Raw genomic sequence first — 12,947 nt, forward strand, 5'->3', positions numbered from 1 at the left:
TTATGCAAAACGCCCTTAAACTGCCAGTTTTTCGAGCGTTTCAAAGCCGTAGCGCTGTAAAACGGGCAATAATTGTTCTGATGCTGGCGTCAGCGCCATGCAGAATGCCACATTCGCCTCAGTTGATTTAGCATCGGGCGCTTCATGTTCCAGCAGCCAGGCCGTGCGTCGGGCAATCGCCGCGCCGGAATCGATCAGTCGCGTACCTTCCGGCAGCACCTGCGCTAACTCGTCTTGTAGTAGCGGGAAGTGCGTGCAGCCCAGCACTACGGTGTCCGGCGGTTCAGCCATTCGCAGCCACGGGCGCAAAATGCGTCGCAGTTCTTCTAAAGGCACTGGTTTGCCATGAAGTTTGGCCTCCGCCAGCTCCACCAGCTCCGCAGAGCCAAGCATTTCGATTTTGCATTCGTTGGCGAAGCGGGCGATAAGCTCATGCGTATAGGGACGTTTCACCGTCCCGCGCGTCGCCAGCAAGCCTACGACACCGTTCGCCGTTAAACGGGCGGCCGGTTTAATTGCCGGAACCACGCCAACCACCGGGAAGGTAAACTTGTCACGCAGGGCAGGTAATGAAACGGTGCTGGCCGAGTTGCAGGCAATGACCGCCAGTGACAGGGGATAACGCTTCTGGACCGCAGTAACGATTTCGACCACGCGCTCAACGATAAAGGCTTCACTCTTCTCTCCGTAAGGAAAAGCGACATTATCGAAAACATAAATGTAGTGAAGGTCCGGCAGGAGATGCCGGATCTCATCATAGACCGATAACCCACCGACGCCGGAATCAAACACCAGCACGGTGGGTCGGGGATCAGAAGGTGTAGCTGCCAGACAAGTTGTATTCCCGTCCTGCAGTTTGGTAGCCATAAACTGTCTCGTAATCTTTATCGAACAGGTTGGCTATTTTACCACGAACTGTCAGGTGTGAGGTGACTGGATATGAAACTGCCGCATCCCACAAACTGACACCACCCATTTTGACCGTCCGGGTCGGATAAGTGTTGTAGTCGGCATCATATCGCGTGCCGAGATAATGGTATGTCAGACTCCAGTCAAAATCATAGACTTGCGTGTCGAGCTGATATTTAACCTGCTGTTTCGCCCGGCGCGCCAGCGGTTGATCGGTTCTGGCATTGCGGGCATCCACATAGTCATAGCCGATATTGTGCGTTACCGGACCCGTATCAAAGGCTGCTGTGGCTTCAATACCTTTGATGCGCGCTTTCCCGACGTTGTAATATTTCATTAGCTGATCGTTATAATCGATAAGATTATCAACGTCATTACGATAGCCCGAGATACGCCAGTTCACCCCAGCCGTCAGGCCTTCAAATGCACCTTCCCATTGCTTGCTCTCTTCAGGGTCGAGGCTTTTACTCCCGTAGTAGCCGTACAGCTGGCCAAGGTTCGGCGCTTTAAACGCCGTGCCATAAGAGGCAATAAAACGGTAGCCTTCAACAAACTCCCACGCCGCGCTGCCCTGCCAGGTGCCATGCTGGCCAAACTGCGAGTTATCGTCACTGCGGGCAGCGCCTTCAAAGGTGAAGTCGGCCACCTGCTGCAGTCCGGTCAGGTAGATGCCGGTATTGCGCAGATCGTAACCATTGGTCACATAGTTAGTGCCCGGCTCGGTGCTTTGTTTCTGCCAGTCGATACCTGCGCCCACGTTTCCGTGCCCGATATCAACAGAGTTGGTCCACTGCACGTTGTACTGTTTGATTTCATCCAGCGTGGCGGAAGAATCATAACGCCCCAGATGAGGATCGTAGTTGTAATCTTTACTGTGGCTGTAACCAGAATAGAGTTGAGAATGGAAAATATCCTGATTGAAGCGCAGCCCGGCATTCCACGTCTGGCTATACAGCTGGCGGGTATCCACCAGCACATCAGGCGTAAATGAGCTGTAATAGCCATCGTAGGCGGTGCGGTTATCGTAGCCGTAACCGCGGACAAAGCCGGTCCACTGCTCAGAGAAGTCATGCTCAAGCGCGCCGTACAGCGTCTTGTTCATAAACCCATCGCCATCCGTCTGCGCTAATCCGCCGTTGTTGCCATCGGCGACCACATCAAAGCCTTTGGTGTAGGTATAGTCGCCCGCCAGGGTGACGCGCGTGTTTTCGCCCAGCGTTTGCTGGGTACTGCCGCCGTAGTTCTGATAGCCGTGTGAGCCGATGCCCGCGTTTAAGGTTGTACCGTCCTTTTCACGCGTGGTAATGATATTCACTACGCCGCCAATCGCATCCGAGCCATAAATCGCCGAGCGTGGTCCGCGAACATACTCAATGCGCTGCACCAGCGCCACCGGGAACTGGCTTAAGTCTGATGACCCGCTAACGCCCGCCTGATTAAGGCGAATGCCGTCGACCAGGATCAGCACATGGCTGGAATTAGTGCCGCGAATAAAAAGAGAAGAGAGTTGACCGATACCGCCGTTTTGCGCGACGTCCACGCCTGGCAACCGACGCATCACATCAATCACCGAGGTTGATTGCCAGCGATCGATATCCTGCCGCGTCACCACGCTCACCGGGGCCAGAACGGTATTCACCGGTTGTTCAATTCGACTTGCTGTGACCACCAGAGTGTCCGGGTTGCTATCCTGCGCCCAGCCAGAAAATGCCGTGACGGTACACGCCGTCAGCAGCGAAGCTTTTTTAATCATTGTAAAAGCATCCACAATATCAGAAGGATGCCGCAGGCCTCATCTATAGCACGCGATGATGAAACCAAATGCGACGTGATCCCGGCAGGTCTTCGGGCTAGGTGGCGTTTTGCGGATGAAGACTTCCCACGTCATTGCGCAGTGTCTACAACATTCATCCCGCCAGTCTTTACCGCTGCGCGTCAGCTCCAGATTTACACTGGATTCCCTTTTCACTCACAGGAGACCGGAAACAGAATGCTACAATTAGACACGTATAGATGTCCATACTGCTATGACTGATAAAGGCTGGACATCCCCGGCGCAATCCCTACAATCCCCGCGTAATTCTTTATCATTCAGGATGCATTATGACCCCCGAACATCTCCCGACAGAACAGTACGACGCGCAACTGGCAGAAAAGGTCGTCCGCCTGCAAAGTATGATGACGCCTTTTGCCGCGCCGGTTCCGGAGGTGTTCCGTTCTCCGGTCAGCCATTATCGTATGCGTGCGGAATTCCGCATCTGGCATGACGGCGACGACCTGTATCACATCATGTTCGATCAGCAGACCAAAAGTCGCATTCGTGTCGATAGCTTTCCGGCGGCCAGCGAATTAATTAATCAGTTAATGGCTGCCATGATGGAAGGGGTGCGCAATAACCGCGTGTTGCGTCATAAGCTTTTCCAGATCGACTACCTGACTACCCTCAGTAACCAGGCGGTGATCAGTCTCCTCTATCATAAAAAGCTGGATGAAGAATGGCGTCAGGAGGCGGAAACGCTGCGAGATGCCCTGCGCGCGCAGAACCTGAACGTGCATTTGATTGGCCGGGCGACCAAAACCAAAATTGAACTGGACCAGGATTATATTGATGAACGTCTGCCGGTTGGCGGCCGCGAGATGATCTATCGTCAGGTCGAGAATAGTTTTACCCAGCCGAACGCGGCGATGAATATTCAGATGCTGGAATGGGCGCTGAATGCGACGAAAAATTCGACCGGCGACTTGCTGGAACTGTACTGCGGAAACGGCAATTTCTCACTGGCGCTGGCGCGCAATTTCGACCGTGTATTAGCCACCGAAATCGCTAAACCGTCCGTCGCGGCGGCGCAGTATAATATCAGCGCCAATCACATTGATAACGTACAGATTATTCGTATGGCGGCGGAAGAGTTCACCCAGGCGATGAACGGCGTGCGTGAATTTAACCGCTTGCAGGACATCGACCTGAAAAGCTACCGGTGTGAGACTATTTTCGTCGATCCACCGCGCAGCGGGCTGGATAATGAAACCGAGAAGATGGTACAGGCGTATCCGCGCATTCTGTACATCTCCTGTAACCCGGAGACGTTGTGTAAGAACCTTGATACCCTGAGCCAGACGCACAAGGTGGAGCGGCTGGCGCTGTTCGATCAGTTTCCCTACACTCATCATATGGAATGCGGCGTGCTGCTGACGCGAAAGTGAGTGCTTAAATGCCCGGCGGCGCTTCGCTTGCGCAGGCCTACAACGACTTAAATGCCGGGAGGCGCTGCGCCTCCCGGCAAAATTACGATAGCGTGGCTGACAAGATTACTCCGACAGTTCCTGCTTACGATTGCGCATCCGGAACCCTACCCAGAATACCAGAATCACCGACAGCACCGCGGGCAGGAAGTTAGAGCCAATCGCTGGATACTCTGCCCGCACCACCGTGCTATAGAGCAAAATACCCAGAATAAAACAGCCAGCAGCCAGGCCCGGCAACCCCACGGGCATGGTGCGATTTTGATAGCGCTGATGCAAACAGTAAACCGTCAGCACCAGCGAAATAATGGGGAACACAGAGAATGGCACGATGGAACTGAACAGCGCGGCGAATGTGCCATTGATGGATAAGCCAGCGATCAGCGCCAGCAGCAACGTACCTCGATCCTGAACGGTCTGTTTCATTACCTTTCTTTCTCCTCAGCATGTTGAGTCGGTTTCTCCTGCTCCCGACGATACCAGTAATATGCGCCCTTAGAGATCATCCGCAGCTGCAATACCAGCCGCTCCTCTAGTTGTCTGCGCTGCTCTGCGCTCACGTCCAGCGCCTCGGCACCTGCGCTAAATACGATAGTGACCATCGCTTCCGCCTGTGCTTCCGTAAAGGCCCGCGGCATATGGCTTTCCAGTTCCAGATAATCCGCAAGTTCGGCAATAAAGTGCTGTATTTCACGCGCCACCGCAGCGCGAAACGCGCTTGATGTGCCAGAACGCTCACGCAAAAGCAGGCGAAAAGCGTTTGGATTATTGCCAATGAACTCCATAAACGTGGAGACCGATGTGCGGATCACGCTGCCGCCTTTGGCAATGCGCTGGCGCGCCTGACGCATCAGTTGGCGCAGCATTAAACCGCTTTCATCAACCATTGTCAGACCAAGCTCATCCACGTCGCGGAAATGGCGATAAAACGACGTCGGGGCAATTCCCGCTTCGCGCGCAACTTCACGTAAACTCAGGCTGGCGAAACTACGCTCCGCGCTCAGTTGACTGAATGCCGCTTCTACCAGCGAACGCCGGGTTTTTTCTTTTTGTTGCGCTCTAACGCCCATCACGATGTCTGAATCCTTCCAAAGGCCCAGAAAGCACTATACCAGAGATCAAAACAGATCGGTTTGCACAGGTTGTGAATGATTGTTTACGAGCTGTTTCTGCTTTATTGCAGGAAAAAAGCACAACGATAATTGGGTTAAACAGCGGCAAATGTTATCATCATGTTTATTTTGTGTATAAAAACAGGTGAGTCATACCATGCCACATTCCTGGGATTATGATGCCATTGTTATTGGGTCCGGCCCCGGCGGCGAAGGCGCTGCAATGGGACTGGTCAAGCAGGGAGCGCGCGTTGCCGTTATCGAGCGCTATCATAATGTTGGCGGCGGCTGTACCCACTGGGGCACGATCCCCTCGAAAGCCCTCCGCCACGCCGTCAGCCGCATCATCGAATTTAATCAAAACCCGCTCTACAGCGACCACTCCCGCCTTTTACGTTCCTCGTTTGCCGATATTCTTAACCATGCGGATAACGTGATTAATCAACAGACGCGGATGCGTCAGGGGTTTTACGAGCGTAACCACTGTGAAATCCTGCAGGGCGATGCCAGTTTTGTCGACGATCACACCCTGGCGCTGGCCTGCCCGGATGGCTCGGTGGAAACGCTGACGGCAGAAAAGTTTGTCATCGCCTGCGGTTCTCGCCCATATCGCCCGGCTAACGTCGATTTTTCTCACCCGCGTATTTACGACAGCGATTCTATCTTGAGTCTGCATCATGAGCCGCGCCACGTCATTATCTATGGTGCGGGGGTGATTGGCTGCGAATATGCGTCGATCTTCCGGGGAATGGATGTCAAAGTCGATCTGATTAACACCCGCGATCGTCTGCTGGCGTTTCTCGATCAGGAGATGTCGGATTCCCTTTCGTATCACTTCTGGAACAGTGGCGTGGTGATCCGCCATAACGAAGAGTACGAGAAAATCGAAGGCATGGACGATGGCGTGATTATGCACCTGCAATCCGGCAAAAAGCTGAAGGCAGACTGCCTGCTGTACGCCAACGGGCGTACCGGCAACACCGATTCGCTGGCGCTGGAAAATATCGGACTGGAAGCCGATGGCCGTGGGCTGTTAAAGGTGAATAGCATGTACCAGACGGCGCTGCCGCACGTTTACGCGGTGGGCGATGTGATTGGCTATCCGAGCCTGGCGTCCGCCGCCTACGATCAGGGACGTATCGCCGCTCAGGCGATGAGCAAAGGCGAAGCCACCGCGCATCTGATAGAAGATATCCCCACCGGCATCTACACCATCCCGGAAATCAGCTCCGTCGGTAAAACCGAACAGCAGCTCACGGCAATGAAGGTGCCTTATGAAGTGGGCCGGGCGCAGTTTAAGCATCTGGCGCGAGCGCAGATTGTCGGCATGAACGTTGGCACGCTGAAAATCCTGTTCCATCGGGAAACGAAAGAAATTCTGGGCATTCACTGCTTTGGCGAGCGCGCGGCCGAAATTATTCACATCGGCCAGGCGATTATGGAGCAGAAAGGTGGCGGTAACACGATTGAGTATTTTGTTAACACCACCTTTAACTACCCGACCATGGCCGAAGCCTATCGGGTAGCGGCGCTGAACGGCTTAAACCGCCTGTTTTAACGCCTGGTCGAAGTGGCCATTCATTTTTTCACGGATGGCCTCCGCCAGCTGTTCATAGCGGCTACGTAGCGGCGACCCTGGACGATAAACCAGCCCAACGGTGCGGCGCGGTTCCGGCTTGATACATGGCAGGTAAACCACGCCATCGCGCTGACGTTCCTGCGGCACTGAAAGCGCAGGCAGCAGCGTAATACCGCTTCCCGCCGCCACCATATTACGCAGTGTCTCCAGACTGGTCGCACGGAAATGTGTATCTTCATCCGCGCCCGCTTCAAAACAGAAGCCCATCGCCTGATCGCGCAGGCAGTGGCCGTCTTCCAGCATCAGCAGCTTTTCACCGGCCAGATCGGACATCGGCACGCGATCGCGTCCGGCCCACGGGTGATCTTCGTAGATCGCCAGCTTCATCGGTTCGTCAAAGAGCGGCACTTCAATAAAGGACTCACTCTCTTTCACCAGCGCCAGGATCGCACAGTCAAGTTTACCGCTGTCGAGCTGCGCCAGTAGCTGATGCGTCTGCGCTTCATGCAGGTACATCTCCAGTTTAGGGAACGATTGGTGCAGCATTGGGATAATCTGCGGCAGCAGATAAGGACCGACCGTCGGGATCAGACCGATATGCAGCGGCCCGGACATGGTCTCGCCCTGCTGGCTCGCCATCTCCTTGAGCACTTTAACCTCGCGCAGCACGGTACGCGCCTGGTCCACCAGCAACAATCCCGCCTGCGTGAACAGCACTTTACGGCTGGTACGCTCCAGCAGCATCACGCCCAGCTCGTCTTCCAGCTTACGGATTTGTCCGCTCAGCGTGGGCTGGCTCACGTGACAGGAATCGGCAGCCCGACGGAAATGACGGTGCTCGGCCAGTGCGACAAGGTATTCAAGATCGCGAATATTCATTCTTCATCCTCCATCGCCACGATAGTTCATGGCGATAGATAGAATAGCAATGAACGATTATCCCTATCAAGCACTCTGTACAATAATTGTCATCAGAAGCGAGACGGTACTTTGTTTAACCCTCGAAGCCACTGCTCCTTCAGAGAGTTTCTCTCGAACCTAAAGCCAACGTGAATTTTTTGCGGACCGGATGGTCCGCATTTTTTTGCGTAAAAAAACCCGGTTTGAAACCGGGCGAGATTGGTGACAAACCTGTTTTGCTATTTTCTGCGCGGTTTTGCGGGTGGCGGCTTCGCCTTACCCGGCCTACAAAATCAACAATATCAATAAATTACTCGTTATCTGTAGGCCTGTGCAAGCGCAGCGCCGCCAGGCATAATTCCACGGTATAACGTTTGTCAGCAGTCAGATGCGGTTTGAAACCGGACTGTGCCTGTACGTTACACCAGCCTTGCCTGCGCATCCGTAATCGCCTGTGCCACCTGCTGTGGCGACACGCCGCCTTTAGCCGAGCGTTTATCGAGGCACGATTGCAGCGCGAGGATCGGATAGACGTCATCACCAATTACCGGGCTGAATTTTTGCAGATCGGCCAGCGGCAGATCCTCCAGCGGTTTACCCTGACGAATCGCCTCTACTACCGCTTCACCGACAATATGGTGCGCTTCACGGAACGGTACGCCTTTCGCCACCAGATAATCCGCCAGCTCCGTCGCGTTCGCATAACCCTGTTGCGCCGCTTCCTGACAGCGCGGACGTTTCACCTGGATGCCGTCAAGCACCAGTGCCGCCATATGCAGACAATCCAGCCAGGTATCGAGCGCGTCGAACAGCCCTTCTTTGTCTTCCTGCATATCTTTGTTATACGCCAGCGGCAGACCTTTCAGGGTCATCATCATGCCGGTCAACGCGCCCTGCACGCGGCCGCATTTACCGCGGATAAGCTCCAGCGCATCCGGATTTTTCTTCTGCGGCATCAGGGACGAACCGGAGGTCACGCGATCGGAAAGCTCGACAAACCCGGCCTCGCCGGTGTTGAAGAAAATCAAATCTTCTGCAAAGCGGGAAAGATGCACCATGCCAATGGAAGCGTCAGAAAGCAGCTCCAGCACGTGATCGCGGTCAGATACGCTGTCCAGGCTGTTGCGGGTTGCCGAGGCAAAACCCAGCCAGCCCGCCAGCTGTTCACGGTCAATTTCATAGGCGGTACCGGCCAGTGCGCCGCAGCCCAGCGGGCTGACGTCCAGACGTTTGAGCGCATCCTGAAGACGGCTTTCATCCCGCGCCAGCATTTCAACATACGCCAGACACCAGTGGGCAAACGTCACCGGCTGCGCACGCTGAAGATGGGTGTATCCCGGCATTACCGCATCCTGATTGTGCTGTGCGGTTTCCACCAGCGCGCTCTGGAGTTGACGGCTGGCGGTCAGCAGTTCGCCGACGGTTTGCTTGCACCATAATTTCAGATCGGTCGCGACCTGATCGTTACGGCTGCGCCCGGTATGGAGCTTCTTGCCTAACTGACCGACTTTATCGATCAGCTTACCTTCGACCCAGCTGTGAATATCTTCCGCATCGCTTTCCAGGATCTGCTCAGGATTAACGCGCACTTCTTCCAGCAGCACGTTCAGTGCGTCTTCCAGCTGTAGTTGCTCGTCAGCGGTGAGCACGCCCACGGTTACCAGCGCTTTTGACCAGGCCACAGAGCCAACGATATCCTGCTCGGCCAGGCGATAATCAAAGCGCAAAGAGTCGTTGAACTGTTTGAACCGTTGATCCGCTGCCTGTGTAAAACGCCCGCCCCAAAGTGCCATAACATGCTTCCTTTATTCGTTAATGTTGCCGGGTTGCCCGGCCTGTATTCTTCGAGTTTACTGCCGGATGGCGCTGCGCTTATCCGGCTTACAGAAAGCCCCGATAAGGCGCAGCCGCTATCGGGTTACGCCGTAATACGTGTACCGATCGACGTGCCGTTAAATAGTGCTGGCAACTGCTCAGCATGCCGCCAGGAGGCGATATCCACCGGACGACCAAGGGTGCGTGCCGCGTCCAGTGCCGCATTCACTTTTACGATCATGCCGTCAGTAATAATTCCCTGCGCAATGAGCTGTTCCGCTTTCGCAGCGGTCATCTCCGCAATGCGCTGCCCTTTGCCGTCGAGAATGCCGCTCACGTCAGAGAGCAGGATCAAATCGGCCCCCAGCGTTGCCGCAAGCGCGGTAGCGGCCTGGTCGGCATTGACGTTCATCAACTGCCCTTCTTCGGTGACGCCGATGGAACTCACTATCGGGAGAAAACCGCTCTCCAGCAGCGTGTTAATGAGTTTCGGTGAACCCGGCTGCGCCAGCCCGACATGCCCCAGCGCTTCATCAAGCTGTGTGACCTTAACGCTGTCGCCGTCGCCCAGGAACAGACCTACCGAAGCAATCTGATGTTTCTTCGCCCACGCCAGCAGCGTTTTATTGGCCGTCCCCGCCAGCGCGCCGGTGATAATGTCGATTTGATCGGCAGGCGTGACGCGCAGGCCGTTTTTCTTTTGCACCGGCAGGTTAAGCTGCTTCATTAGCTCATCCACCACGCAGCCGCCGCCGTGCACGATAATCAACGGACGTTGATGCGACTCACGATAGTTCACCAGCGCAGTAAACAGACGCTCCAGCGCCTCTTCGCTATCCAGCAGTACGCCACCAAGTTTGATAATTAATGGATTCATAACCGTACCCTTAAATAAGAGACTGAGTTTCAGCAAAGCCGAAACGAATATTTGCGCACTGCATCGCCTGCGCCGCCGCGCCTTTCAGCAGATTATCTTCCGCCGCCACGACGATCAGGTGTTCGCCCTGAACCGCAAAGCCGATATCGCAGAACGGCAGACCCACCACGTTTTTCAGCGCCGGCACGCCTTTCTCATACAGGCGAACCAGCGGTTTATCACCATACGCTTGCTGGAAAGCCCCGGCCACCTGCGGCTGCGTCACGCCGGGCTTCAGGCGGCAGGTAATGGTTTCCAGAATGCCGCGTGGAAAGCTCCCCAGGTGCGGCGTAAAGATCACATCCGTACCAAGATGGGTGCTGATTTCCGGGTGGTGGCGGTGATTAAAGATGCCGTAAGGTTGCAGACTGACTTCGCAAAAGCTGTTGGAGAGTGCCGCCTTGCGCCCCGCCCCGCTTACGCCGCTGGTGGCGTTGATGACCGGCCACTGGGTGAGATCCAGCAAATCAGCGTTAATCAGCGGTTTCAGCGACAGCTGCGCCGCCGTCGGATAGCAACCCGGCACGGCAATCAGGTTAGCGTCTTTTAAGCGATCGGTATTCCATTCCGCCAGCCCGTAGACCGCCTGCTCAAGCAGTTCAGGATGCTGATGCGTGAAGCCATAATACTTTTCATAAAAGGCAAGATCGTTGACCCGGAACGCGCCGGAAAGATCGAACACCACGCAGCCTGCCGCCAGAAACTGCGGGGCGAGATCGTGGCTGACCTGGTGAGCGGTGGCGAGAAACACCACGTCCACACCTGCGCTAAACTCGCTGATATCAGACATCGGTTGCAGGGGTAGATCGACGATGCCTTTAAGTTGTGGATGCAAATCGGAGATTAACTTTCCTGCATCATTGCTTTGCGCTGAGACGGTCAAAGCGGTTATGGTCATATCAGGATGGCGATTTACATAGGTCACAAGCTCTGCGCCAGCATAACCACTGGCACCCACAATCAGCGTATTTAACATCGGGGCGGTTCACCTTCTGCGTCTGTTTGCCTGGGAAGACCGAAATCTCCCTAACCCTGTTCAGCGTATTAACATCACCTTATAGACGGTGGGTTTTCTTATGCTCAACGATAATGTATTTTTATTCATAAATACTGCATGAATATTGATACTATCATGACCCGAGGCGTGTCAACAATGAAAAAGAACTTACCACCATTTATCGAGATTTACCGCGCCCTGATTGCTACACCGTCCATCAGCGCGACGGAAGAAGCGCTTGATCAGAGTAATGCGTCTTTAATCAATCTGCTGGCAGGCTGGTTTGGCGATTTGGGATTTAACGTTGAAGTGCAGCCAGTGCCGGACACGCGCAACAAATTCAATATGCTGGCCAGCATTGGGCACGGCGCGGGCGGGCTATTACTCGCCGGACATACCGACACGGTGCCTTTTGACGATGGTCGCTGGACGCGCGATCCCTTCACCCTGACCGAGCATGAAGGCAAGCTCTACGGCCTCGGCACGGCGGATATGAAAGGCTTCTTTGCTTTTATCCTCGATGCCCTGCGCGATGTAGACGTGACGCAACTGAAAAAGCCGCTCTATATTCTGGCGACCGCCGATGAAGAGACCAGCATGGCCGGCGCGCGCTACTTCTCTGAAAGCACCGCCCTGCGCCCGGACTGCGCCATCATCGGCGAGCCAACCTCATTGCAGCCGGTACGCGCGCATAAAGGGCATATTTCCAATGCGATCCGCGTGCTCGGGCAGTCCGGCCACTCCAGCGATCCGGCGCGCGGCGTCAATGCCATTGAGCTGATGCACGACGCCATCGGGCGGATTATGCAACTGCGCGACGACCTGAAAGAGCGCTATCACTATGAGGCGTTTACCGTTCCGTATCCGACGCTGAATCTGGGCGCTATCCACGGCGGCGACGCGGCAAACCGTATCTGTGCCTGCTGCGAACTGCATATGGACATCCGTCCGCTGCCGGGCATGACCCTCGACGATTTGAACGGCCTGCTGAATGAAGCGCTTGCCCCCGTTAGCGAGCGCTGGCCGGGCCGCCTGAACGTGGCAGAACTGCATCCGCCGATCCCTGGCTACGAGTGCCCACCGGATCATCAACTGGTGCAGGTGGTCGAGAAGCTACTCGGCGCACAGACCGAAGTCGTGAACTACTGTACCGAAGCGCCGTTCATTCAGACGCTGTGTCCAACGCTGGTACTGGGTCCGGGGTCAATCAATCAGGCCCATCAGCCGGATGAGTATCTGGAAACGCGCTTTATCAAGCCCACCCGCGAGTTGATTACTCAGGTGGTGCACCACTTTTGCTGGCACTGATCCCGGCAAAAAAGGGAGAAAATCAGGCGATTTATATAAGCGCAACTTATCTGTTCGCCAGTGAGTTAACTTTCGTAAATTGCGGCGATTTATTCGTTTGCTGAAGCGATTTCGCAGCAATTGACGTCAGGGGTTTTACGTGGCTTTATAAAAGACGATGTCATATAC

At 54.9% G+C, this 12,947-nt stretch carries 11 protein-coding genes and 1 riboswitch; of the genes, 3 read left to right on the forward strand and 8 right to left on the reverse strand.

Annotated features, from left to right (window positions below; all coding sequences use genetic code 11):
* Window positions 1-15 precede the first annotated feature (15 nt).
* Together murI and btuB are read right to left on the reverse strand one after the other, a co-directional pair.
* Window positions 16-867 carry a glutamate racemase gene (gene murI, locus ACMGGS_RS05515; RefSeq protein ID WP_414165334.1) on the reverse strand — a complete coding sequence of 284 codons (852 nt, stop codon included), beginning with the start codon at window positions 865-867 and terminating at the stop codon, window positions 16-18.
* Window positions 812-2,662 (reverse strand): TonB-dependent vitamin B12 receptor BtuB, encoded by a 1,851-nt coding sequence (btuB, locus tag ACMGGS_RS05520; RefSeq protein WP_414165335.1) that lies wholly within the window; start codon window positions 2,660-2,662, stop codon window positions 812-814. Before btuB ends, murI begins: the two co-directional genes overlap by 56 nt.
* Window positions 2,663-2,727: 65 nt before the next feature.
* Window positions 2,728-2,908, reverse strand: a riboswitch (cobalamin riboswitch).
* 104 nt (window positions 2,909-3,012) lie between these two features.
* Between btuB and trmA the strand changes: the two genes are divergently transcribed.
* Window positions 3,013-4,113, forward strand: coding sequence for a tRNA (uridine(54)-C5)-methyltransferase TrmA (gene trmA / locus ACMGGS_RS05525; protein ID WP_414165336.1), 1,101 nt, complete (start codon window positions 3,013-3,015; stop codon window positions 4,111-4,113).
* 105 nt (window positions 4,114-4,218) lie between these two features.
* On the opposite strand, the gene ACMGGS_RS05530 is transcribed toward trmA, so the two are convergent.
* The gene (locus ACMGGS_RS05530; protein WP_176919672.1) at window positions 4,219-4,578 is read right to left on the reverse strand and encodes a YijD family membrane protein; all 360 of its coding nucleotides are present in this window, start codon (window positions 4,576-4,578) and stop codon (window positions 4,219-4,221) included.
* Window positions 4,578-5,225: an HTH-type transcriptional repressor FabR gene (gene fabR, locus ACMGGS_RS05535; protein WP_176919671.1), complete on the reverse strand. Its 648-nt coding sequence runs from the start codon at window positions 5,223-5,225 to the stop codon at window positions 4,578-4,580. Before fabR ends, ACMGGS_RS05530 begins: the two co-directional genes overlap by 1 nt.
* Before the next feature lie 196 nt (window positions 5,226-5,421).
* Here fabR and sthA point away from each other — a divergent pair, with 196 nt between their 5' ends.
* Window positions 5,422-6,822 carry a Si-specific NAD(P)(+) transhydrogenase gene (sthA, locus tag ACMGGS_RS05540; protein ID WP_176919670.1) on the forward strand — a complete coding sequence of 467 codons (1,401 nt, stop codon included), beginning with the start codon at window positions 5,422-5,424 and terminating at the stop codon, window positions 6,820-6,822.
* On the opposite strand, the gene oxyR is transcribed toward sthA, so the two are convergent.
* The 4 genes from oxyR to argC all read right to left on the reverse strand — a co-directional run bounded on the left by oxyR (window position 6,805) and on the right by argC (window position 11,450).
* Window positions 6,805-7,722 (reverse strand): DNA-binding transcriptional regulator OxyR, encoded by a 918-nt coding sequence (oxyR, locus tag ACMGGS_RS05545; RefSeq protein WP_414165337.1) that lies wholly within the window; start codon window positions 7,720-7,722, stop codon window positions 6,805-6,807. The genes sthA and oxyR overlap by 18 nt on opposite strands.
* A 440-nt stretch (window positions 7,723-8,162) precedes the next feature.
* Window positions 8,163-9,536: an argininosuccinate lyase gene (argH, locus tag ACMGGS_RS05550; protein ID WP_414165338.1), complete on the reverse strand. Its 1,374-nt coding sequence runs from the start codon at window positions 9,534-9,536 to the stop codon at window positions 8,163-8,165.
* A gap of 125 nt (window positions 9,537-9,661) precedes the next feature.
* On the reverse strand, window positions 9,662-10,435 hold the full coding sequence (gene argB / locus ACMGGS_RS05555) for an acetylglutamate kinase (protein WP_414165339.1): 774 nt from the start codon (window positions 10,433-10,435) through the stop codon (window positions 9,662-9,664).
* Between the two features lie 10 nt (window positions 10,436-10,445).
* Window positions 10,446-11,450: an N-acetyl-gamma-glutamyl-phosphate reductase gene (gene argC / locus ACMGGS_RS05560; protein ID WP_414165340.1), complete on the reverse strand. Its 1,005-nt coding sequence runs from the start codon at window positions 11,448-11,450 to the stop codon at window positions 10,446-10,448.
* Window positions 11,451-11,627: 177 nt separating this feature from the next.
* Here argC and argE point away from each other — a divergent pair, with 177 nt between their 5' ends.
* Entirely contained in the window at window positions 11,628-12,779 is a 1,152-nt protein-coding gene (gene argE, locus ACMGGS_RS05565; RefSeq protein ID WP_176919665.1) for an acetylornithine deacetylase, read from the forward strand.
* Window positions 12,780-12,947 lie beyond the last annotated feature (168 nt).

The sequence above is a fragment of the Superficieibacter sp. BNK-5 genome (assembly GCF_047456055.1).
In the GTDB taxonomy this organism is placed as follows: Bacteria; Pseudomonadota; Gammaproteobacteria; order Enterobacterales; family Enterobacteriaceae; genus Superficieibacter.

What these genes read in the sequence shown, in the direction of transcription:
- murI (WP_414165334.1), bottom strand. Translation starts at nt 867, where the DNA reads ATGGCTACCAAACTGCAGGACGGGAATACAACTTGTCTGGCAGCTACA.
- btuB (WP_414165335.1), bottom strand. Translation starts at nt 2,662, where the DNA reads ATGATTAAAAAAGCTTCGCTGCTGACGGCGTGTACCGTCACGGCATTT.
- trmA (WP_414165336.1), top strand. Translation starts at nt 3,013, where the DNA reads ATGACCCCCGAACATCTCCCGACAGAACAGTACGACGCGCAACTGGCA.
- ACMGGS_RS05530 (WP_176919672.1), bottom strand. Translation starts at nt 4,578, where the DNA reads ATGAAACAGACCGTTCAGGATCGAGGTACGTTGCTGCTGGCGCTGATC.
- sthA (WP_176919670.1), top strand. Translation starts at nt 5,422, where the DNA reads ATGCCACATTCCTGGGATTATGATGCCATTGTTATTGGGTCCGGCCCC.
- oxyR (WP_414165337.1), bottom strand. Translation starts at nt 7,722, where the DNA reads ATGAATATTCGCGATCTTGAATACCTTGTCGCACTGGCCGAGCACCGT.
- argH (WP_414165338.1), bottom strand. Translation starts at nt 9,536, where the DNA reads ATGGCACTTTGGGGCGGGCGTTTTACACAGGCAGCGGATCAACGGTTC.
- argB (WP_414165339.1), bottom strand. Translation starts at nt 10,435, where the DNA reads ATGAATCCATTAATTATCAAACTTGGTGGCGTACTGCTGGATAGCGAA.
- argC (WP_414165340.1), bottom strand. Translation starts at nt 11,450, where the DNA reads ATGTTAAATACGCTGATTGTGGGTGCCAGTGGTTATGCTGGCGCAGAG.
- argE (WP_176919665.1), top strand. Translation starts at nt 11,628, where the DNA reads ATGAAAAAGAACTTACCACCATTTATCGAGATTTACCGCGCCCTGATT.